This is a genomic window from Streptomyces sp. NPDC058051, from assembly GCF_042885475.1.
Lineage (GTDB): Bacteria > Actinomycetota > Actinomycetes > Streptomycetales > Streptomycetaceae > Streptomyces.
On the sequence record NZ_JBHVRW010000029.1, the window covers coordinates 21,306 to 42,322 of the forward strand.

18 protein-coding genes are annotated in these 21,017 nt (G+C 71.5%); 10 read left to right on the forward strand and 8 right to left on the reverse strand.

The genetic code is table 11. From position 1 onward, the window contains the following. Nucleotides 1-41 precede the first annotated feature (41 nt). From ACFVUT_RS31950 to ACFVUT_RS31960, 3 genes are all read left to right on the forward strand, one after another. Nucleotides 42-1,445 carry an HtaA domain-containing protein gene (locus tag ACFVUT_RS31950; protein WP_389657049.1) on the forward strand — a complete coding sequence of 468 codons (1,404 nt, stop codon included), beginning with the start codon at nt 42-44 and terminating at the stop codon, nt 1,443-1,445. 45 nt (nt 1,446-1,490) lie between these two features. Further along, on the forward strand, nt 1,491-3,041 hold the full coding sequence (locus tag ACFVUT_RS31955) for an HtaA domain-containing protein (protein WP_389657052.1): 1,551 nt from the start codon (nt 1,491-1,493) through the stop codon (nt 3,039-3,041). Nucleotides 3,042-3,135: 94 nt separating this feature from the next. Next, nucleotides 3,136-3,813 (forward strand): PhzF family phenazine biosynthesis protein, encoded by a 678-nt coding sequence (locus ACFVUT_RS31960; protein WP_389657055.1) that lies wholly within the window; start codon nt 3,136-3,138, stop codon nt 3,811-3,813. A 106-nt stretch (nt 3,814-3,919) separates the two neighbouring features. On the opposite strand, the gene ACFVUT_RS31965 is transcribed toward ACFVUT_RS31960, so the two are convergent. Both ACFVUT_RS31965 and map read right to left on the reverse strand, forming a co-directional pair. Further along, nucleotides 3,920-4,582: a heme oxygenase (biliverdin-producing) gene (locus ACFVUT_RS31965; protein WP_389657058.1), complete on the reverse strand. Its 663-nt coding sequence runs from the start codon at nt 4,580-4,582 to the stop codon at nt 3,920-3,922. A gap of 344 nt (nt 4,583-4,926) precedes the next feature. Continuing rightward, complete coding sequence (gene map / locus ACFVUT_RS31970) at nt 4,927-5,784, reverse strand: type I methionyl aminopeptidase (RefSeq protein ID WP_389657061.1); 858 nt, start codon at nt 5,782-5,784, stop codon at nt 4,927-4,929. A 58-nt stretch (nt 5,785-5,842) separates the two neighbouring features. Between map and ACFVUT_RS31975 the strand changes: the two genes are divergently transcribed. Next, the gene (locus ACFVUT_RS31975; protein WP_389657064.1) at nt 5,843-6,073 is read left to right on the forward strand and encodes a hypothetical protein; all 231 of its coding nucleotides are present in this window, start codon (nt 5,843-5,845) and stop codon (nt 6,071-6,073) included. 196 nt (nt 6,074-6,269) lie between these two features. On the opposite strand, the gene ACFVUT_RS31980 is transcribed toward ACFVUT_RS31975, so the two are convergent. Together ACFVUT_RS31980 and ACFVUT_RS31985 are read right to left on the reverse strand one after the other, a co-directional pair. Then, the gene (locus ACFVUT_RS31980; protein ID WP_389657067.1) at nt 6,270-7,589 is read right to left on the reverse strand and encodes an MFS transporter; all 1,320 of its coding nucleotides are present in this window, start codon (nt 7,587-7,589) and stop codon (nt 6,270-6,272) included. Nucleotides 7,590-7,724: 135 nt separating this feature from the next. Beyond that, complete coding sequence (locus ACFVUT_RS31985; protein ID WP_389657070.1) at nt 7,725-8,327, reverse strand: hypothetical protein; 603 nt, start codon at nt 8,325-8,327, stop codon at nt 7,725-7,727. 222 nt (nt 8,328-8,549) lie between these two features. On the opposite strand from ACFVUT_RS31985, the gene npdG reads away from it, so the two are divergent. After that, nucleotides 8,550-9,260 carry an NADPH-dependent F420 reductase gene (gene npdG, locus ACFVUT_RS31990; protein WP_389657073.1) on the forward strand — a complete coding sequence of 237 codons (711 nt, stop codon included), beginning with the start codon at nt 8,550-8,552 and terminating at the stop codon, nt 9,258-9,260. Nucleotides 9,261-9,381: 121 nt separating this feature from the next. Then, the gene (locus tag ACFVUT_RS31995) at nt 9,382-9,558 is read left to right on the forward strand and encodes a hypothetical protein (protein ID WP_389657076.1); all 177 of its coding nucleotides are present in this window, start codon (nt 9,382-9,384) and stop codon (nt 9,556-9,558) included. Between the two features lie 107 nt (nt 9,559-9,665). Here ACFVUT_RS31995 and ACFVUT_RS32000 read toward each other — a convergent pair whose 3' ends face one another. After that, entirely contained in the window at nt 9,666-10,463 is a 798-nt protein-coding gene (locus ACFVUT_RS32000; RefSeq protein WP_389657079.1) for a site-2 protease family protein, read from the reverse strand. 196 nt (nt 10,464-10,659) lie between these two features. Between ACFVUT_RS32000 and ACFVUT_RS32005 the strand changes: the two genes are divergently transcribed. Then, nucleotides 10,660-14,013, forward strand: coding sequence for a BTAD domain-containing putative transcriptional regulator (locus ACFVUT_RS32005; protein WP_389657082.1), 3,354 nt, complete (start codon nt 10,660-10,662; stop codon nt 14,011-14,013). Between the two features lie 62 nt (nt 14,014-14,075). Here ACFVUT_RS32005 and ACFVUT_RS32010 read toward each other — a convergent pair whose 3' ends face one another. The 3 genes from ACFVUT_RS32010 to panB all read right to left on the reverse strand — a co-directional run bounded on the left by ACFVUT_RS32010 (nt 14,076) and on the right by panB (nt 16,993). Further along, complete coding sequence (locus ACFVUT_RS32010) at nt 14,076-14,933, reverse strand: ABC transporter permease (protein ID WP_389657085.1); 858 nt, start codon at nt 14,931-14,933, stop codon at nt 14,076-14,078. Next, the gene (locus tag ACFVUT_RS32015; RefSeq protein WP_389657088.1) at nt 14,930-15,943 is read right to left on the reverse strand and encodes an ATP-binding cassette domain-containing protein; all 1,014 of its coding nucleotides are present in this window, start codon (nt 15,941-15,943) and stop codon (nt 14,930-14,932) included. The genes ACFVUT_RS32010 and ACFVUT_RS32015 overlap by 4 nt, the downstream gene beginning before the upstream one ends. A 162-nt stretch (nt 15,944-16,105) precedes the next feature. Beyond that, nucleotides 16,106-16,993, reverse strand: a complete 888-nt coding sequence (gene panB / locus ACFVUT_RS32020) for a 3-methyl-2-oxobutanoate hydroxymethyltransferase (protein ID WP_389657091.1) — start codon at nt 16,991-16,993, stop codon at nt 16,106-16,108. A 269-nt stretch (nt 16,994-17,262) separates the two neighbouring features. Here panB and ACFVUT_RS32025 point away from each other — a divergent pair, with 269 nt between their 5' ends. The 3 genes from ACFVUT_RS32025 (at nt 17,263) to ACFVUT_RS32035 (ending at nt 20,897) form a co-directional block, all read left to right on the forward strand. Beyond that, nucleotides 17,263-18,876 carry an MFS transporter gene (locus ACFVUT_RS32025; RefSeq protein WP_389657094.1) on the forward strand — a complete coding sequence of 538 codons (1,614 nt, stop codon included), beginning with the start codon at nt 17,263-17,265 and terminating at the stop codon, nt 18,874-18,876. Between the two features lie 138 nt (nt 18,877-19,014). Continuing rightward, nucleotides 19,015-19,659, forward strand: a complete 645-nt coding sequence (locus ACFVUT_RS32030; RefSeq protein ID WP_389657097.1) for a TetR/AcrR family transcriptional regulator — start codon at nt 19,015-19,017, stop codon at nt 19,657-19,659. 191 nt (nt 19,660-19,850) lie between these two features. Further along, nucleotides 19,851-20,897, forward strand: coding sequence for an endonuclease/exonuclease/phosphatase family protein (locus ACFVUT_RS32035; RefSeq protein WP_389657100.1), 1,047 nt, complete (start codon nt 19,851-19,853; stop codon nt 20,895-20,897). Nucleotides 20,898-21,017: the final 120 nt, after the last annotated feature.

The following is a 21,017-nucleotide window of genomic DNA, read 5'->3' on the forward strand; positions in this document are numbered from 1 at the left end:
AGGTTAGCCTTACCTCACTCGCTGGACCTCGGAGGGGCCCCATGCTGCCGTTCAGACCTGCCCGCCCGCTCGCTGTCGCGCTGCTCGCGGTGCTGTGGGGAGCCCTGCTCCCGGCCACCACCGCGCAGGCGGCGAGCCGCACGGTGCAGGGCGGCAGACTGGACTGGGGCATCAAGTCCTCCTTCCAGAGCTATGTCACCGGCCCCATCGCGAACGGCAGTTGGAGCCTGACCGGGGGCGCCGCCACGGTCGGCGGCAGCCAGTTCCGCTTCCACTCCGCCACCGGTTCCTACGATCCGGCGAGCGGCGCCTTCACCGCGGGCTTCTCGGGCGGAGTCCGCTTCGTCGGCCACAAGAAGTCCGGCGGCGGCTATGAACTGGACCTCACCATCAGCCGCCCCACCGTCCGCATCACGGGCGGCAGGGGCACCGTGTACGCCGACATGGTCAGCAAGGAGCGGGGGAGCGGACGCGTCACCTCGTCCTCCCAGGTGCCGCTCGCGACCCTCGGTCTCTCCGGCATCCGGATGACGGGCGGCTCCACGCCCGTCGCCCTCAACTCCCTTCCGGCAACGCTGACGTCACAGGGTGCGAAGGCATTCGCCGGCTACTACACGGCCGGCACCCCGCTCGACCCGGTCAGCCTCTCCGTGGACACCGTCGCCCCTGCCGAAAAGCCGGCCGCGTCCCCGTCCCCCGAGAGGTCCGCCACGCCCGAGAAGACCGCGAAGTCCAAGAAGGCCGAGGGCCGCTTCGAGGACGCCGCCGTCGACTGGGGGGTGCGCCGCACCTTCCGCGAGTACGTCACCGGCTCCATCGGCAAGGGTGAATGGACCCTCGCCGACGGCGCCCAGGACGGCGGTGCGCTCTTCCGCTTCCCACGGGGCACGGGCACGTACGACCCGGAGGAGCAGACCCTGGACGCCCGTTTCGCGGGCAGCGTCCGCTTCACGGCGGCCGACGGGCTCGACCTGAAGCTGTCGGCGGTCGCGGTCCGGGTGCGGGCGGGCAGGGGCACGCTCTCGGCCGACGTCCTGAGCGACGGCGACCGCCAACAGGCCGTCCCGCTCGTCACCTTCACCGCGAAGGACTTCGCACCCAAGGACGGTCTCGCCGCCCTCGCCGAAGCCCCCGCCACCCTCACGGCCGACGGCGCCAAGGCGTTCGGCTCGCTCTACCGGGCGGGCACCGCGATGGACCCGGTGTCCCTGGCCGTCGCCGTCGACACCGGGGCCGAACTGCCCGCCCTGCCCGACCTGGGCAGCGCTCCCGACCCGTCCGACCCGCCCGCCGCGACGACCGCAACCACCACCGCGGCATCGTCGTCCGGCTCCGGCTCCCGCACCGGGCTGTATCTCGGCATCGGCGGAGCGGGCGTGCTCGCCGCGGCGGCGGGCGCGCTGTACCTCGCCCGCCGCCGCGGCAGCACACGGAACAACGACTAGCCCTCGCCCCACCCCCGTTTCACTTTCTGAGGAGACCACCGAACCATGGCAGCCACCCGCCGTCCCCTGGCTCTCGCCGCCGCTGTCGCCACGGCAGCCGCCTTCGGCGCGACCGTGTTCGCCCTTCCGGCGCTCGCCGCCGACAACGCCGCCGCCGACGGGCCGTCCGCCGCGGCGCCGAAGCTGGACCTGAAGGACGGCACCCTGGAATGGGGCTTCAAGGAGTCCTTCCGTTCCTACCTCGCCGCGTCGTACTCCGGCGGGAAGATCACCGTCAAGGACGGTGCCACCCAGGCGCCCGACAACGGTGTGTTCACCTTCGTCAACGGCAAGGGCACCTACGACACGGCCACGCACGGCACCGACACCGCCTTCGACGGCGGCGTCAACTTCTACGCCCACGGGGGCGTTCTCGACATCACGCTCTCGGACGTGAAGCTCTCCACGGCCGGAACCGGCGGTGCGATCACCGTCGATGTCACGACCCCGGAAGGCACGCAGGACGACGTGGCGTTCGCGGCTCTCGACCTGTCGGCGGTGAAGCCGGGCCAGGGCGCGGGCGGCGCGATGGTCTTCAAGGACATCCCGGCGACGCTGACGAAGGCCGGTTCCGAGGCGTTCAACGGCCAGTACAAGGAGGGCGACGCGCTCGACCCGGCCACGCTCTCGGTGACGCCGGTCGCCGCCCCGACCGAGGAGCCGACCACCGAACCGACCGTGGAGCCGACGGGAGAGCCGACGGGAGAGCCGACCACCGAGCCGACCGGGAAGCCGACCACCGGGCCCACGCAGAAGCCCACCTCGACCTCGTCGCCGTCCGCCTCCGGCAAGCCGGTCGCCGCCGAGGGCACGATCGTCGACGGCACCCTGGACTGGGGCGTCAAGAAGTCCTTCCGTACGTACGTCACCGGTCCGATAGCCCAGGGCAAGGTCGAGACGACGGCCGGGGCCACCGCGTCCGGCGACGGCTACCGGTTCCCGGACGCCACCGGTCACTTCGACGCCGACGAGCAGACCCTCGACGCCGGCTTCGACGGCACGGTCCGCTTCCTGGGCCACGAGGAGAACGGCGCCTACACCCTCGACCTCACCTTCACCGGCATGGAGATCCAGGTGAACGGGACGAAGGGCACCCTCATCGCGGACGTCTCCAGCAAGGACCGCGAGACCAAGAAGGTCACCACGTACACCGGCCTGGCCGTCGCCGACCTGAAGCTGCCGAAGGGCGAACTCGCCGCCGAGGACGGCGTGGTGACCCTCTCCGCCGTCCCGGCGACCCTCACCGCCGACGGAACCAAGGCTTTCGGCGGCATGTACCGGGCGGGCGAGCAGCTCGACGCGCTGACCGTCGCCGTCGCCCTCGACAAGGACGCCGAACTGCCGGGTTCGACGGGTTCGACGGGTTCGACGGACCAGGCGGGAGGCGCCACGACCGCCGGTGGCGGCAGCGTGGGCGGAGGCTCGGTCGGCGGTTCGGCCTCCCTCGCCGCCACCGGCTCCGACGTGCCGACGGGCGCTCTGCTCGCTGCCTCGGGTGTGGTCGTGGCGGCCGGCGCCGGAGCCGTGATCGTCACGCGCCGTCGCCGTACCGCCTGATCCGACCGCCCCGCAGGACACCACCGCCCGACGACACCGCCCGGGTGACGGCCCATTCGTACGGCCGTCACCCGGGCGGTGCTTGAATGCCCACGTGAGCGACAGCGACTTCGACGTACCCGCAGGCATCGACGTACTGCGCGTGTTCTGCGGCCCCGACGGCCGGCACGGCAATCCCCTCGGGGTCGTACGCGACGGGCGTACGTACCCCGACGAAGAGTCCCGGCAGGCGCTGGCCCGCCGACTCGGTTTCAGCGAGACCGTGTTCGTGGACGACCCCGAGCGCGGGCACGTCGACATCTACACCCCGGGGCTCCGCCTCCCCTTTGCCGGGCATCCGCTCGTCGGCACCGCCTGGCTGCTCGACCTGGAGATCCTGGAGCTGCCGGTCGGGGAGGTCTTCGCCCGCCAGGACGGGGAATTCACCTGGATCACCGCCCGCCCCGAGTGGGCGCCGTCGCGCACGCTGGAGCAGTACGCGTCCGTCGCCGAGGTCGAGGCGCTGACCGGTCCGCCGCCCGGCGAGGGCTGGGTGTACGTATGGGCCTGGGAGGACGAGGCGGCGGGCCGGGTCAGGGCGCGGGCGTTCCCGCGGCGCGACGACGGCATCGTGGAGGACGAGGCCACCGGCGCGGCGGCGCTGCTGCTCAGCGACCGGCTCGGCCGCGCCCTGAACATCGCACAAGGACGCGGCTCCCAGATCCTCACCGCACCCGCACCTGACGGGAGGGTGGAGATCGGGGGCCGCGTCCTGTTGGCTCTCCGAGGCTGACGGCCGAGGGCCGAGGGCCGGCGGATGGTCGGGGCGACGATGCGAGTGCCTGAGTGCCTGAGTGCCTGGGTGCCTGGGTGCTTGGGTTCTTGAGGGCAGAGGATCCCTACGCGCTGAGCGGGAACACCTCGCCCAACTGCCGGAACACCGCCGTGTTCAGCGCGAACGCCTGCTTGCACTCGTCGATGATGCGCTGCTTCTCCAAGTCGTCCGCGTTCACCGCGTCCAGCAGGTCGCGGTAACCCCGCTTGAACGAGGCGGGGTTGGAGATCTCCTCGAAGACATAGAACCGGACCCCGTCACCCTTGCGCGCGAAACCCCAGGTCTTCTCCGCCTTGTCGCGGATGATCTGACCGCCCGACAGGTCGCCGAGGTAACGGGTGTAGTGGTGCGCGATGTAACCGGCGGGCCAGGTGCGGGCGCACTCGGCGACCCGGGCGGCGTAGGCGGCCGTGGCGGGCAGCGGCTCCAGGCCCTCCCGCCAGCCGTCACCCCGCAGGTGGGCGAGATCGCGCTCCAGCTCGGGGGTGCGCATCAGCTCGGGCTGGATGAACGGACCGGCGACCGGGTCGTTCCGCAGCGTCTGGGCCCCTTCCTCCAGCGCCTGGTACACGAACCAGAGCTGTTCGGTGTACCGCGTGTACGCGTCCACCCCGAGGTGCCCGCCCAGCAGGTCGCTCATGAAGGTCGAGGTCTCCGCCTCGGTGTGCTGCTCGTGCGACGCGGTGCGGATGAGCGTCGAGAAGGGCGTGGCGGCGGTGGTGTCCAAGGCGGGCCTCCGGGGACCGAGGAGGGACGGAAAGTCCCGAAAGGGGAAGGGGTGAAGAGCGGTGCAAGGGGACATGAAGGGGACATGGGTGTCGGCAGCGACCGCCTGCGGCAGTGGCTGTCGACATCCCCGATCTTTCTACTTAGGCTTACCTAAGTCAACAGCTTCCCGACAGTCTGTCGGTAAAAACCATACGCCGGGTTCTGCCTCCGCGCGGGTGGAACGCGGACGCGGTAGTGGGGCGCCGTGGAGGCGCACGCGAAAGCGGCCGCCCGGGGGCGGCCGCTTTCGAAGGGAACTGTCCGGAGTGGATGGTTACGAAGGGAACTGTCCGGGGCGGGTGGTTACGGGAGCGTCAGGATCTCGGCGCCCGTCTCCGTCACCACCAGCGTGTGCTCGAACTGGGCGGTGCGCTTGCGGTCCTTCGTCACCACGGTCCAGCCGTCGTCCCACATGTCGTAGTCGTGGCTGCCCAGCGTCAGCATCGGTTCGATGGTGAACGTCATCCCGGGCCGCATCACGGTGGTCGCGTGCGGGCTGTCGTAGTGCGGGATGATCAGGCCGGAGTGGAACGAGGAGTTGATCCCGTGCCCGGTGAAGTCCCGCACCACCCCGTACCCGAAGCGCTTCGCGTACGACTCGATGACCCGCCCTATCACATTGACCTGCCGGCCCGGCCGGACTGCCTTGATGGCCCGGTTCAGCGACTCCTCGGTGCGTTCCACGAGCAGCCGGGACTCCTCGTCCACGTCGCCGCACAGGTACGTGGCGTTGTTGTCGCCGTGCACGCCGTTGATGTACGCCGTGACGTCGAGGTTCACGATGTCGCCGTCGCGCAGCACCGTGGAGTCAGGGATGCCGTGGCAGATCACCTCGTTCAGCGAGGAACAGAGCGACTTCGGGAATCCCCGGTAGCCGAGCGTCGACGGGTAGGCGCCGTGATCGCACATGAACGCGTGGGCGACCCGGTCGAGTTCGTCCGTCGTGACGCCCGGGGCGATGTGCTTCGCGGCCTCCGCCATCGCCTGCGCGGCGATCCGCCCCGCGATGCGCATGCGCTCGATGGTGTCGGCGTCCTGGACCTCCGGACCGGTGTACGGGGTGGGGGCCGGCTTGCCCACGTATTCGGGGCGTCGGATGTTTCCGGGTACGGAACGGATGGGAGTGATCTCCCCGGGTACGAGCAACGACTGGCCAGACATGTCAGCGAGTCTAACCAGCGTGCGTGGGGCAGCATGGCCCCGAGGGAAGGAGCCGAAGATGGCCCTGTTCAAGAAGCGCACGGTCGGCAAGCCGGGCGAGTGGTACTACTGCCTCCAGCACCGCAAGGTCGAAGAAGGACCCGAGTGCCCGGCCAAGGACCGTTTCGGGCCGTACACCTCCCGCGAGGAGGCGGAGCACGCGATGCGGACGGCGCAGGAGCGGAATCTCGAATGGGAGACGGATCCGCGATGGCACGACCGGGGCACTCCGCCCGACCCGGAGGCGTGAGCGCGCCGCAGGTCAGGGCAGGTGGCCCGGTTCGACGGCGTGAGCGCGGCACCGGCCGGGGCAGAGGTCCGGTCCGACGGCCCGGGCACGGCACCGGCCGGGTTTCGCCGCCCGGCTCGACGGCGTGGCGCGCTGCCGAGCCGGGGTTGCCGCAGTGGGGGCGCGCTGTCGGCCGGGGGTGCTTCCGGCCCGTTCCTCACGCGACGGTGGCGCTGGATCCGGCCGTCTCCTGTGCCGTGCGCTGTGCGCGCCTGCGGACCGCGTCCTCGTCCGTCTCCGCGTCGTACGTCAGCAGCTTCGGCAGGGCCGCCGTGAGCAGCGCGACCGAGGCCACGCACGCCACACCCCCGCTCCAGATCGCGGAGCGGGTTCCCGTCCAGCCCGCCATCGCTCCGGCCCGCACCTGACCCAGCTGGGGGCCGACGCTGTACGAGAGCACCTCGATGCCCGCCAGTCGGCCCCGCAGCTCCTCCGGGATGGTCTGGTTCCAGATCGTGGAGCGGCCCAGACCGCTGAGCATGTCGCCCGCGCCCGCCACCGCGAGGCAGACCAGCACGAGCCACACGGTGTCGAACCAGCCGGCCGCCGCGATCGCCAGCCCCCAGACCGCCGCCCCGAACACCACGAACAGTCCGTGCCGGCGTACCCGTGACGTCCAGCCGCTGGTCAGGCCCAGGGCCAGCGAGCCGACCGACCCCGCCGCGTACATCAGGCCGAGCGACCACTCGGCGTCCAGCTCGTCGGCGAGGAACGGGAAGATCGTGTTCGGGAAGGCGAAGAACATCGCCGCCAGGTCGACCGCGTACGTCCCCAGGAGCACCGGCCGGCTCCAGGCGTACCGCGCTCCCTCGGCGATGCCACGCAGGGAGGGCCTGCCGCTGTCCCGGGCGGGCGGCGCGGGCGCCAGCCGCAGGCAGAGGAGCACGGACACGGCGAAGGTGACCACCGTGACCGTGTACGCCGTGGCGTGTCCGGCGTAGGCCACCACCAGTCCTGCCACCGCGGGGCCGGTGATCGCGCCGAACTGCCAGCGCAGCGAGTTCAGCGCGGCGGCTGCGGTCAGCTGGTCGTGCGGCACGATCCGGGCCATCAGGGAGTCCAGCGCGGGTCGCTGGAGCCCGGAGAGCGCGGAGACCCCGCCCGCGACCAGGTAGAGCGGCCAGAGCGTCGGTTCCGGCAGCGCGGCGTTGACCAGGAGTACCAGGGCGAGCAGGCCCAGCCCCGCCTCGGTGCCCAGGATCACCTTGCGGCGGTCCGCGGAGTCTGCGAGCGCCCCGCCGTACAGGCCGAAGACGATCAGCGGCACCAGTTCGACCGCGCCCATCGCGCCGACGGCCAGCGGTGAACCCGTCAGCTCCTTGATCTGGAGCGGCAGCGCGATCAACGCCATGAAGCTGCCGAAGTACGTCACCAGGCCCTGGATCCACAGCAGCCGGAAGTCGGCCGAGGAACGCAGGGGTGCGAGGTCCGGCAGCAGGGCGGTCAGACGAGCGGCCGGGGAAGGAGATGAGGTCACGAGGGGCCATCGTGTGTCGCCGCGGACATCCTGTGCAACATATTTTCGCAACGGCTCGCGAGCCGGGCCGCCGGGCCGTCGGACTGCCGGGCCGCCGGGCCGTCGGGCAGCCCGGCTCGCGTGAACGCCGGGCTCTCACCACCGGGCCGGCGGCGGCGCCGTCAGCCGGTCGGCGAGCCGGGACAGCCGGTCCCGGAAGCCGCGACCCCCGCGCGGCGCGGGGGAGCTGTTCTCCCCGGCTGCCGCGCTCACCAGGTGCTGCACGGTGTCCAGGTCGACATCGTCGGCGCCGGTCACCGCCAGGGTCTCGTGGGCGAGCCCCCGCACCTCCGGGTCGCCGTCGTTCAGCGAGAGCACCGTCGCCCCGGCCCGGCGGGCGTCGTGCACCCGCTCCAGCAGCCCGGCTCCTGGCCGCGCCGGGGCCACCAGGAGCAGTGTCTCGCCCCGTCCGGCGGCCTCGATCCGGCCCAGGCCGACGGTCAGGTGGGCCGGATCGCCCGGCTCCACCCGGTGGCGTACGAGGGTGGGGATCAGTTCCGGCCGCCCGGACCAGGTGGACTCGTCGACCAGATGGGCCGCCAGATGCCACGGCTCGTACGCCGCCGTTCCCACCAGCAGCAGTCCACCGCCGTGCGGGACGACGGACGACCTGAGCGCCCCGGCGAACCGCCGGACCGCCGCGGGCCACTCGGTCCCGGCGAGCACTTCACGCAGCAGGGCGACGCGTACGGCATCCATGGCCCGGCATCATGCCCCAGGACCGGCACCCGCCACCGGCGAACGCCGCCGGAACCATGCGAACGGGGCCCCGCGGGGCGAGATCCGGACCGCGCGACCCACGACGGGCCGACAGCGGGCCGCCGGCGGGCCTGCAGCGGTCCGGACGACGGGCCCGCAGCGGTCCGACGACCGGCCCGCGACGGAGCGTTTCCCTTCATCGCGGGCAGTAGTGTCGAAGCCATGACTACGAATGACAGTGGCAGCGCACCCAAGCCTCCGGCCAAGGACCCCTGGGACCTCCCCGACGTGTCCGGGCTGACCGTCGGCGTGCTCGGCGGCACCGGACCGCAGGGCCGCGGACTCGCCTACCGTTTCGCCCGCGCCGGCCAGAAGGTGATCATCGGCTCCCGTGCCGCCGAGCGCGCACAGGCCGCCGCCGCCGAGCTGGGCCACGGTGTCGAGGGCCTGGACAACGCGGAGTGCGCCCGGCGCAGCGACGTCGTGATCGTGGCCGTGCCGTGGGACGGCCACGCCAAGACCCTGGAGTCGCTGCGTGACGAGCTCGCGGGCAAGCTCGTCATCGACTGCGTCAACCCGCTCGGCTTCGACAAGAAGGGCGCCTACGCCCTGAAGCCCGAGGAGGGCAGCGCCGCCGAGCAGGCCGCCGCCCTGCTGCCGGAGTCCCGGGTCACCGCCGCCTTCCACCACCTGTCGGCGGTGCTCCTCCAGGACGAGGCCATCGAGGAGATCGACACCGATGTGCTGGTGCTGGGCGAGGCCCGCGCCGACACCGACCTCGTCCAGGCGCTGGCAGGCCGGATCCCGGGCATGCGCGGCATCTTCGCCGGGCGGCTGCGCAACGCCCACCAGGTCGAGTCGCTGGTCGCCAACCTCATCTCGGTCAACCGCCGCTACAAGGCACACGCGGGCCTGCGGACCACCGACGTCTGAGCCGGACAGCTTCCCGGCGGCACCCTGCCGCGAGCCCCCGACGACACCCTGCCGCGAGCGGAAAGGGGCATGAGGGACACTGGACGGGACCGTGCACCACCCCGGACAGGAGCCGCTCCCCATGCCCCGCCTCGCTCTCTACGCCACCCTCGTCTGCGTCCTGGCCGTCGTCGCGGCCGTGATCTCGTTCGCCCGGGGCAGCTGGCTCGGGATCGTCTGGGTGCTGCTGGCCGGGCTCTCGTCCAACATGGCGTGGTACTACGTGCGCCGGCGGCGCTCCGAGTCCGCAGCGGCGTGAGGGACACCCGGCGGAGCCCCTGACCGCCACAGCGCCCCTGACCGCCACAGCGCCCCTGACCGCCACAGCGCCCCGGAGCGGCGGACAGCGCCGCGGAGCGCCGACGGTCAGCCGTTGACGGCGCAGACCGGTTCGGCTGCTCGCCAGAAGCGGTACGTGTCGAAACCGCAGTACGTCGTGAAGTCGCTGATGCCCAGTGCCCGCAGCAGCGTGTGGATCGCGTCGAAGAACGCGTGGTTGACCTCGGGGATCCACAGGAGGCCGAAGACCGCGATCAGCCCGAACGGGGCGAACGGCTCGACCTGCCGGCGGATCCGGTAGGGGAGCCAGGGCTCGATCACCCCGTAACCGTCCAGCCCCGGGACCGGGACGAAGTTCAGGATCGCCGCGGTGACCTGGAGCAGCGCCAGGAAGCCCAGCGCGTACTGGAAGACGACCGGGACGCCGTCCAGCGCGTGCAACCAGAAGGGCGCCGTGCAGACGACCGCGAACAGCACGTTCGTCAGCGGGCCCGCCGCCGAGATCAGACTGTGCTTCCAGCGCCCCCTGATCCGGCCCCGCTCGATGAAGACCGCACCGCCGGGCAGACCGATCCCGCCCATGATCACGAAAAGCACCGGCAGGACGATACTCAGCAGCGCATGCGTGTATTTCAGCGGATTCAGGGTGAGGTAGCCCTTGGCCCCGACGGAGATGTCCCCGCTGTGGAGCGCGGTACGGGCGTGGGCGTACTCGTGCAGGCAGAGCGACACCACCCAGGCCGCCGTCACGAAGAGGAAGAGCGGGACACCGGGCCGCTGTGCGAAGTCCGTCCACACCGCCCAGCCCGATACCGCCGCCACGGCGACGATTCCGAGAAAGACCGGGCTGATCCGCCGGTCGCTGCGGGCTGCTGCGGTGGTCATCGGTGGACTCCAGGTGGCTGGCCGGACGGGGAGCGGGCGGCGAGTGCGACCGTACAAGGGACACGCCACAAACGCCTCGCGTCCGGGCGATGGTTCCTGAAGGGTGGGGGTATGACGAGCGATCCCGGCCCCCGGCGAACACCGAGACGATCGTACGTGTGTCCACCCCCCGTCCCCGGTCGCGGAGAATAGGCGCGTGCGCTACTGCATCCTCGGAACCACCCAGGCACTTTGCGACGACGGCACGGCCGTCCCCGTCGGCGGGGCACGGCTGCGTGCCCTGCTCGCCGTCCTCGCGCTGCGTCCCGGCCGCACCGTCCCGGCCGCCGTGCTCGTCGACGAGGTGTGGGACGGTGATCCACCGGCCGACGCGGTGGGAGCCCTGCAGGCGCTCGTCGGCCGGCTCCGCCGGGCCCTCGGTCATGCCGCGATCACCTTGGCGGACAGCGGCTACCTGCTCGCCGTCGAGCCGGAAGCGGTGGACCTGTACCGCTTCGAGCGGCTCGCGGGGGAGGGGATGCGGGCGCTGGAGGAGGGCGACGCGGCGAAGGCCCGCGCCGTGCTCGACGACGCGCTCGCCCTGTGGCGCGGACCGGCCCTGGCCGATCTGCCCGACCGCGGTGCCGTCGCGGCCCGCTGGGAGGCCCGGCGCCTGGACGCCCGCCGCGGCAGACTCGCCGCGACCCTCGCGCTCGGCCGCGCGGACGAGGCCCTGCCCGAACTGGCCGCGCTCTGCGCCGAGCACCCGATCGACGAGCCCCTTCAGACGCTGCGGCTGCGGGCCCTGCGCGACGACGGGCGTACGGCGCAGGCGCTGGCCGCGTACGACGAGGTGCGCACCGTACTCGCCGACCGCCTCGGCACCGACCCCGGACCCGAACTGCGCGCCCTGCACGCGGAACTGCTCCGCCAGGACCCGGTGCGTCCGGCCGCTTCGGCCACCGGAGCCGCGGTGGCCACGGCATCCGGCCCGTACCGCCCCTCCCCGCCCCGGACCTCCGCCACCCCGCAGGGAAATCTCCGGGCCAGGCTCACCAGCTTCGTCGGGCGCGAGGACGACATCGACGCCCTGCGCGAGGACCTCTCGCACGCACGGCTGGTCACCCTGCTGGGTCCTGGTGGGGCGGGCAAGACCCGGCTCTCCCAGGAAGCCGCCGAATCCGTCGCGTCCGCCTGGCCGGACGGCGTCTGGCTGGTCGAACTCGCCCCCGTCGACGACCCCGAGGCCGTACCGGAGGCCGTGCTGACGGCCCTCGGAGCCCGCGAGACCGTCCTGCGCGGGGCGGGCGCCGAGGAACTCCGGGTCGTCGAAGGAAACGCCGGCGACCCCCTCGTCCGCCTCACCGAACACTGCTCCGGGCGCCACCTGCTGCTCCTCCTGGACAACTGCGAACACCTGGTCGGGGCCGCCGCCGCCCTCGTCGACCATCTGCTCGCCCGCTGCCCGGACGTCACCGTGCTCGCGACCAGCCGCGAACCCCTCGGGGTGCCGGGCGAGTTCGTCCGCCCCCTCGGCCCGCTGCCCGACCCGATGGCGCTGCGGCTGCTCGCCGACCGCGGCGCCGCCGCGAAGCCGGGCTTCCGGATCGACGCGGACGAGGAGACGGCGGCGGCCGTCGCCGAGATCTGCCGCCGCCTCGACGGACTGCCGCTCGCCATCGAACTGGCCGCGGCCCGGCTGCGGATGCTCACCCCGCGCCAGATCGCCGACCGGCTCGACGACCGGTTCCGCCTGCTCACCAGCGGAGCCCGTACGGTACGGCCGCGCCAGCAGACCCTGCGTGCCGTCGTCGACTGGTCCTGGGACCTCCTCGACACCTCCGAGCGGGCCGTCCTGCGCAGGCTGTCGGTCTTCGCGGGCGGCTGCACCCTGGCCGCGGCCGAGGCCGTCTGCGCGGACGGTCCCGAGGACGCGCGCGAGGTCGCCGGGCTGCTCGGCTCGCTCGTCGACAAGTCCCTGGTCGTCGCCGCACCCGCCGACGACGGAGGGATGCGCTACCGGCTGCTGGAGACCGTCGCGGAGTACACCGCCGAACGGCTCGACGGCGCCGAGGAGCGGGACACCGTGGAACGGCGCCACCTGGTGTACTTCCGGGAGCTGGCCCGCGGCGCGGAGCCCGGACTCCGCGGCGCCGAACAGCGCTCCGTCATCGGTCTCCTCCAGCGCGAGTACGAGAACCTCCGCACCGCCCTGCGCCGCGCCGTCGCCGCCCGCGACGAGCAGGAGGCGCTGTGCATGGTGCTCTCGCTGTGCTGGTACTGGCAGATGCGCGATCTGCGCACCGACGCCCTGCAATGGGCCGACGCCGCCGCCGCGCTGGGCCCGGACCCCTTCGCCCCGCCCGCCGAGCCCGCGCCGTCCCTCCACGAGCGCTGCACCGACGCTCCGCCGCCCATGCGGCCCGAGCTGCTCCAGGAGGCCCGGCGTCAGGTCGCCCTGATCCAACTGGCCAGCATGGACCACGGCCAGGACGTGTGGACCGATGAGAAGGGCATGGCCCGGCTGCGCGTCATCGCGGACACCTACCGGGCCGGCCAGCCGCAGACCTGCCGCACCCCGGCATCGCTCTGGATCTTCGCGGTCCTGATGACCGGGAAGGCGCGCGATCTGCGCGATCTGCTGGACGAAACGGTCCGCGCCAGCCGGGAGTTCGGCTACGAATGGGAGCTGGCCTCGGCCCTCCAGATGCGGGCCAATGTGCTGGCCAACCGGTCCGAGTGGGCGGGCGACGCACACGCGGACGCCGACGAGAGCCTGGAGATCTACACCCGGCTCAGCGACGACTGGGGCACCGCGGAAGCCCTCTCGTCCCGGGGCGAGGCCAACGAGAAGCGGGGCGAGTACACCCGCGCGGCCGACGACTTCCGGGCCGCCATCGGCTACGCGGAGAAGCTCGGCGCCCAGTCCCAGGTGTCGGTCCTGCGCGCCAGGTACGCGTCCGTGCTCACCGAACTGGGCCGCGGCGACGAGGGCGAGGCGATCCTGAGGGAACTGCTCGCCGCAGGGCGTCAGGGGGGACACGAGGCGTTGCCCGCCGTCCGGCTCTTTCTCGCCCTGTGGCTGGGCCGCAGTGGCCGTACGGACGAGGCGCGCGAGCAACTGGGCATGCTGCGCTCGGATTTCAATTCGGATGTGTTGGCGCCCTTTGTCGGGTTCGTGCTGGGTGTGCTGGCCTGGCTGGACAACCAGGACGGGCTGTACGCCGAAGCCGTGCCCCGGGCCCTGGAGGCCCTGTCACGGTGCCACGACCAGCTGTCGCAGATCATGGCACCCCACATGCCCGTCATCCACCTCATCACCCTCGCACGGGCGTTGGCCGGAATCGGCGGCGAGCACCGGGCCGCGCTCGCCGCCAGGCTGCTGGGGGCCGGCCAGGGACTGCTGCCCGAGGGCTATGTGGCGGCGCCGATAGAGCGGCAGGAATTCGGCCAGGCGGAGGAACTGATCGTCGCCGTGATCGGCCGGGTCGCCTACGACGCCGCGTACGCCGAGGGCGTCGGCCTCTCCTTGGAGGAGGCGGACGCCCTCGTCGACGGGTACCGGACCTGAGACCGGCCCGGGACCGACGGCGGGCCGGGTGGCAGGCCGTCGGTACCGGGCCGGGCCGCCGGTCAGGACTTCTTGCGGAACCGGGCGACCGCGAGCGGAGCGGTCACCGCGGTGATCGCCACCGCCCAGCCGAGCGTCAGCCACGCCGCGTGGGCGACCGGTCCGCCGGTCATCAGCCCGCGTGCCGCGTCCGCCAGGTTGGACAGCGGGTTGTAGTCGGTGAACGCCTGGAGCCAGCCGGGCATCGTCGCGGTCGGGGCGAAGATCGAAGAACCGAACTGCAGCGGAATGAGCACCAGGAACCCCAATCCCTGAACTGCCTGGGGCGTCTTCAGGGTCAGCCCGAGCAGGATGAAGATCCACATGATCGCGGCGCCGAACGCCGCCGACAGGCAGACCGCGGCGAGCAGCCCGAACACCGAGGTCTTCAGCTCCATGCCGAGCAGGAAGCCCATGCCCAGCAGGATCGCCGTGGCGACCATCATCCGGCCCAGTTCGACCACGATCTTCGCGATGAGGACCGAGGAACGGGCGATCGGCATCGTCCGGAACCGGTCCATGACCCCCTTGCGGAAGTCGTCGTTGACACCGGTGCCGACCGCGGTGGCGATGTTCATGCCCATCATCGCCATCAGACCGGGAACCACGTAGTTGATGTAGGTCTGCCGGTCGCCGCCCAGGCTCGCGCCGATCGACCCGCCGAAGACGTACACGAACAGCAGAGTGAAGACGATGGGCATCAGCAGCACGTCGAACATCGACTCCGGATCCTTCTTGATCTGGAGCAGATTGCGGCGCATCAGCGCCCCGATGTGCCGCAGGTTGCCCCGCAGCCCGATCCGGCCCTCGCCGCCGGCCGCCGGCGGCCGGGGGGAAGCGGTGGTGCCGGCGGGAGCGGGCTTCAGAGTCGTCGTGCTCATGCCGCGACCTCCTCGGGTGTCGTGTCGACGGCGGAAGCGCTCTTCTCGCCGGTGATGGCCAGGAAGACCTCGTCCAGGCTGGGCAGCGCGGTGGCGACGTGCGCCAGCGAGAAGCCCCGGGTGCCGAGCAGGCCGATGACGGCGGTCAGCTGCTGGTCGCTGAGGATCGGTACGTACAGCAGTCCCTCGTCCGGGACGGCCTGCGCGCCCGCGACCCCGTCGAGGCCGGCCTCCCTGAGGGCCTGTGCCATCGCGGGCAGCTGAGCCGGGTCCGAGGGCCGGATCTGGAGGGTGCGTCCGCCGACCTTCGCCTTGAGTTCGTCCACCCCGCCGTTGGCGATGATCCTGCCCTTGTCGATGACCGTCAGCTCGCTGGCGAGCTGCTCGGCCTCTTCCATGTACTGGGTGGTGAGCAGGACGGTCGCCCCCTCCGCGACCATCCGTTGGACCTCGTCCCAGACCTCGTTACGGGTCCGGGGGTCGAGCCCCGTCGTCGGCTCGTCCAGATAGAGGACGGCCGGGCTGCCGATCATCGAGGCGGCCAGGTCGAGCCGGCGCCGCATGCCGCCGGAGTAGTCCATCGCGGCCCTCCTGCCCGCGTCGGTGAGCGAGAACCGCTCCAGGAGCTCGTCGGCCCGGGACCGGGCCGCCTTGCGCGGCAGATCGAGCAGCCGTCCGATCATGTAGAGGTTCTCCCAGCCGGAGAGCTTCTCGTCGACCGAGGCGTACTGGCCGGTGAGACCGATCACGCGGCGCAGCTGCCGGGGCTGCTTCACCACGTCGTAGCCCGCCACGACGGCGTGCCCCGCGTCGGGGACGATCAGGGTGGACAGGCAGCGCACGAGAGTGGTCTTGCCTGCGCCGTTGGGGCCGAGCACACCGAGCACGGTGCCTTCGCGGACATCGAGGTCCACGCCGTCCAGCGCCTTGGTCGAGCCGTAGTGCTTGACCAGCCCCCGGACCTCGACGGCGTTCGAGCCGCTCCTGGGGTTCTTGTCGATTCGCGTCATGCCCCCTATGGGACCAGGCGCCACCGACAGTCCGCCGACAACAGGCCGACAGCCCGCCGATGGGGGATGTCGGCGGGCTGTCGGTGGTGCGGGCAGTGGCTCGTGGCCGGGGGAACCGGACGTGACCCGGGGCCCGGACGTGACTGGTGGAGCCGGACGTGACTAGTGGAAGGTGTGCTCGGCTGCCGGGAAGTCGCCGCCCACGACCTCCTCGGCGAACTCCTTCGCCGCGTCACCGAGGGTCTTGCGCAGGTTCGCGTACTGCTTGGTGAAGCGCGGCACCTTGCCACCGGTCAGTCCGACCATGTCGGTGTAGACCAGTACCTGGGCGTCCGTGCCGGGACCGGCACCGATGCCGACGGTCGGGATGTGCAGGGTGCGGGTGACCTCGGCGGCCAGCTCGGCCGGTACGAGCTCCAGGACGACGGCGAAAGCACCCGCGTCCTGCACGGCCTTGGCGTCGCGCAGCAACTGCTGTGCGGCCTCCTCGCCGCGGCCCTGCACCCGGTAGCCCATCGCGTTGACGGACTGCGGGGTCAGGCCGATGTGGGCCATGACCGGGATACCGGCGTCGACCAGCAGCCGGATCTGTTCGTGGCTGCGCTCGCCGCCTTCCAGCTTGACCGCACCGACACCGGACTCCTTGATCAGCCGGGTCGCGTTGCGCAGGGCCTGGACGGGCCCTTCCTGGTACGCCCCGAAGGGCAGGTCGGCGACGATCAGGGCGCGCTTGGTGCCCCGTACGACAGCGGCGGAGAGGACGGCCATCTCGTCCATCGTGACCGGGACGGTGGTCTCGTAGCCGAGGTGGCAGTTGCCCATGGAGTCGCCGACGAGCATGACCGGGATGCCGGCCTCGTCGAAGACGGACGCGGTCATCGCGTCGTAGGCGGTGAGCATGGGCCACTTCTCGCCGCGCTCCGTGGCGGCGGCGATGTCGTGGATGGAGATACGGCGGGTGCTCTTGCCTCCGTACAGCGCCTTGCTGCTGTCGGCGGGGGCACCCGAGGAGGGTGTGGCGGGCTTGTTCTGCGCAGCCTGAAGCGACATTGCCTGACGGCTCCTTCGTCATCTCGAGGCGCCCTGACGGCGTCCCCGGACCGGTTCCATGGTGGCATCCCGCGGCCGTCCACGGGAAGTGGGCCCGCACGCCGCAGGGCGTGGGCCCGCGCACACACCCTCGAATCCCGCGCGCACTCTGGCCGGAACCCGTGCACCCCGGGCCGGAATCTGCGTACACACCTTCGGAAGGCATACGCCTGGTAAAGATTTTATAATACGAGACGGTCTCGTATCGAAACCTCTATAGCCTCGTCGCCATGTCCATACCGTCGGGCGCTCGCGTCGCCCAGCCCCAAGTCCCCGAGGCGGTACACCGCCGCCGTTGGGCAATCCTCGCCGTTCTGATGTTCAGCCTGCTCATCGTGGTGCTGGACAACTCGATCCTGAATGTCGCGATCAAGGTGATCGCCAGCCCCGCACCCACCGGTCTCGGAGCCACGCAGAGCGAGCTGGAATGGGCGATCAACGCCTATACGCTCGTCTTCGCCGGTCTCCTCTTCACCGCGGGTCTGCTCGGCGACCGCATCGGCCGCAAGAAGGTCCTTCTTCTCGGCATCTTCCTCTTCGGCGTCGGATCCGCCCTGGCCTCCCTGTCCGACTCGCCGGCCCAGCTGATCACCTGGCGGGCCGTGATGGGCTTCGGAGCGGCGTTCGTCATGCCGGCCACGCTCGCCGTCCTGATGAACGTCTTCGAACGCGACGAGCAGCCCAAGGCCATCGGTATCTGGGCCGGCGGCGTGGGCCTGGGCATCGCGATCGGCCCGATCACCGGTGGACTGCTCCTCGAACACTTCTGGTGGGGCTCGATCTTCCTGGTCAACGTGCCCGTGGTGGTCGTTGCGCTGATCGCGATGGTGCTGCTCGTGCCGGACTCCAAGGACCCCGCCCCGGGCCGGATCGACCCGCTCGGTGTCGTGCTGTCCGTCGTGGGTCTGGTCCTGCTGGTGTTCGGCATCATCCGCGGTGGCGAGCTCGCCGACTTCACCGACGCCGTGGTGCTCCTCTCGATCGTCGGCGGTCTGGTCGTCCTGGCCGCGTTCGTCTGGCACGAGAAGCGCACCAGCCACCCGGCCATCGACGTCTCGTACTTCAAGCAGCCGTCGTTCTCCGCGGCTGTCGCCGCCATCACCCTGGTCTTCTTCGCGCTGATGGGCGTGACCTTCTTCTCCGCCTTCTACATGCAGAGCGTGCGCGGCTGGAGCGCGTTGCAGACCGGCCTGCTGATCCTGCCCCTGGCCATCGCCCAGATGGTCTTCGCGCCGCGCGCCCGGCTGGTCGTCGCCCGGTTCGGCGTCCGTGCGGTCTGCGCCGTCGGCATGCTGCTGGTCGCGATCGGCCTTGCGGCGTTCGCCCTGTTCGACGCCACCACGCCGGTCTGGGTGATGTGCGTGCTGTTCTTCGTCCAGGGCACGGGCATGGCGCACGTGATGACGCCGGTCACGGTCGCCGTGATGCAGGCGCTGCCCAGGGAGAAGGCCGGTTCCGGATCGGCCATCAACAACACCTTCCGGCAGGTCGGCGGGGCGCTCGGGATAGCCGTGCTCGGCTCGGTGCTGTCCACGGTCTACCGCGGTGACATCGAGGGCCACCTCGGTGCGCTTCCGGCGGGTGCCAGGGAGGCGGCAGGGGAGTCGATCGAGGCGACGCTCGGCATCGCGGAAAAGCTGGGGCCGGCGGGCGCCCCGCTGGTCACCGCGGCCAACGACGCCTTCCTGAAGGCGATGCATGTCACCGCCATCGGTTCGGCGGCCGTCGCTCTCGTGGGCGCTCTCGTGGTGGTGGCGTTCCTGCCGGGGAAGACGCCCGACGGAGAGAAGCCCGGCGGGGCGGAGAAGGGCGAACAGCCGGTGGGTGCCACGGCGGGCAGGTGACGGCGTTTGGCCCCGGACGACCGAACGACGCCGCCTTCGGATTCCGGAAGTCCCCGGAATCCGAAGGCGGCTCACCGGGGCACCGCCCCCGTCGGGGAGAATCGGGACGGCGGACGGTGCGGCGAGAGGTGGATTCACGTGCGGACACAGGCACAGGGCCAGGGCTTCCCGGTCCGGGAGGATCCGGAACCACGCAGGGGCCGACCGCGCAGCGCCGCGGCCGAGCGGGCGATCCTGGACGCCGTCGTCGAACTGCTGGAGGCCGGAGAGCCCCTGGCCGGCCTGTCCATCGAGCGTATTGCCCGGACCGCGGGGGTCGGCAAAGCGACCATCTACCGGCGGTGGCACGGCAAGGAAGAACTCTTCGTCGACGTCCTGCGCGACATCGAGCTCCCGGAACCCGACGTCTCGGGCACCGCGGGCCTCGACGACCTGCGGCTGTTGCTGGAGTCGATGCGCAGACGGGGCCTGGCCCAGCGCTCCTCCGTCCTGCTCCACAACGTCTTCGTGCAGATGAAGAGCCACCCCAAGCTGTGGTCCGAATACCAGTGCACCATCGTGGCGCCCCGCCGGGCCGCGATGCTGGCCGCCGTGCGGCGGGCGGTCGACGCGGGTGAACTCCGCGGGGATCTGGATGCGGAGCTGTTGGACGACCTGTTCCTGGGCCCCATGCTCGTCCGCACCATTCACCGGCCCGACGCGCCGCTGCCCGAGGATCTCGCCGACAGCATCATCCGGGCCCTGACCGAGGGCCTCGCCCCGCGGCCCCGTGCCGACGACTGACGCACCCGGACCCGCCCGTATGTGATCGTTCTGTCACAAGCCGCCCGCGGATTCCTCCGCGGTGGAACTCCTCGCACCCCGTCCTTCGTCCTCGTGGCAGTACCGCCGTCGTGGACGGCGGGAAACGCGCCGGGCATCGCCTAGGGTCGAGGGCGCGGCGACATGCACGGCAAGGCAGTGAGGACAGCGCAATGGTGCAGGCGTACGGAACGGACACCGGGAACGGCCGTGCGGAGCCGCAGCGCACAGGGGCCGGATCCCGGTTCCGCGGCCTGCGGGACAGATGGACCCGCTGGACCCGCTGGACGCGGGACAAGGGCACCTGGCGGCGCGGCATCGTTCTCGCCGTCTGCGCGGTCCTCCTCTCCCTCGTGATGCTCCTGCATTCCGACATCCCGAACACCATCGGCAATCTGGGCAGCCTCACCGAGACGTTCCTGCCGTGGATCGCGGTGTTCATCCCCCTGCTGCTGATCCTGGGCCTGGTGCGGCGGTCGGCGACCGCGCTGATCGCCCTGCTGTTGCCGGTCGCGGTCTGGCTCAATCTTTTCGGCGGGCTGCTCACCGACAAGTCGGGCAGCGGCGGGGATCTCACCGTGGCCACCCACAACGTCAACGCCGACAACCCCGACCCCTCGGGCACGGCCCGGCAGGTCGCGGGCTCGGGCGCCGACATCATCGCCCTTCAGGAGCTGCCGAGCGGCAAGGTCTCGGCGTACGAGGCGGCGCTCGCCGACCGCTTCCCCTATCACTCGGTGCAGGGGACCGTCGGACTGTGGAGCAAGTACCCGATGAGCCAGACGCGGCCGGTCGACATCAAGATGGGCTGGACCCGCGCGATGCGTTCCACGGTGGCGACACCCGAGGGCAAGATCGCCGTCTACGTGGCTCATATGCCGTCCGTGCGCGTCAAGCTGCACGCCGGATTCACCGCGAACCAGCGCGACGCCAGCGCGGACGCCCTCGGCGAGGCCATCGCCGACGAACGGCTCGGCAAGGTGGTCCTGCTCGGCGATCTCAACGGCACGATGAACGACCGCTCGCTCCACGAGGTCACCTCCCAGATGAGGTCCACCCAGGGCGCCGCCGGCGACGGGTTCGGCTTCAGCTGGCCCGCGTCGTTCCCGATGGCACGGATCGACCAGATCATGGTGAAGGGTGTCGAGCCGATGTCGTCGTGGACGCTCCCGGCGACGGACAGCGACCACCTTCCGATCGCGGCGCGCGTGGAGGTGTGACGGGCGGGACGGCGGGGTTCCCGACCGGGCCTGGTCGGGGCGTCCGTGGAGCTTTGAGCGGCGGGAGGGCGGGGTTCCCGACGGGCCCGGTCGGGGCGCGCGTGGAGGTGTGAGCGGCGG

Coding starts and splice junctions, on each gene's coding strand:
- map (WP_389657061.1), bottom strand. CDS start 5,784: ATGTCTGGCCAGTCGTTGCTCGTACCCGGGGAGATCACTCCCATCCGT.
- ACFVUT_RS32035 (WP_389657100.1), top strand. CDS start 19,851: ATGGTGCAGGCGTACGGAACGGACACCGGGAACGGCCGTGCGGAGCCG.
- ACFVUT_RS32000 (WP_389657079.1), bottom strand. CDS start 10,463: ATGACCACCGCAGCAGCCCGCAGCGACCGGCGGATCAGCCCGGTCTTT.
- ACFVUT_RS31955 (WP_389657052.1), top strand. CDS start 1,491: ATGGCAGCCACCCGCCGTCCCCTGGCTCTCGCCGCCGCTGTCGCCACG.
- ACFVUT_RS31950 (WP_389657049.1), top strand. CDS start 42: ATGCTGCCGTTCAGACCTGCCCGCCCGCTCGCTGTCGCGCTGCTCGCG.
- npdG (WP_389657073.1), top strand. CDS start 8,550: ATGACTACGAATGACAGTGGCAGCGCACCCAAGCCTCCGGCCAAGGAC.
- ACFVUT_RS31985 (WP_389657070.1), bottom strand. CDS start 8,327: ATGGATGCCGTACGCGTCGCCCTGCTGCGTGAAGTGCTCGCCGGGACC.
- ACFVUT_RS32025 (WP_389657094.1), top strand. CDS start 17,263: ATGTCCATACCGTCGGGCGCTCGCGTCGCCCAGCCCCAAGTCCCCGAG.
- panB (WP_389657091.1), bottom strand. CDS start 16,993: ATGTCGCTTCAGGCTGCGCAGAACAAGCCCGCCACACCCTCCTCGGGT.
- ACFVUT_RS31975 (WP_389657064.1), top strand. CDS start 5,843: ATGGCCCTGTTCAAGAAGCGCACGGTCGGCAAGCCGGGCGAGTGGTAC.
- ACFVUT_RS32010 (WP_389657085.1), bottom strand. CDS start 14,933: ATGAGCACGACGACTCTGAAGCCCGCTCCCGCCGGCACCACCGCTTCC.
- ACFVUT_RS32015 (WP_389657088.1), bottom strand. CDS start 15,943: ATGACGCGAATCGACAAGAACCCCAGGAGCGGCTCGAACGCCGTCGAG.
- ACFVUT_RS31995 (WP_389657076.1), top strand. CDS start 9,382: ATGCCCCGCCTCGCTCTCTACGCCACCCTCGTCTGCGTCCTGGCCGTC.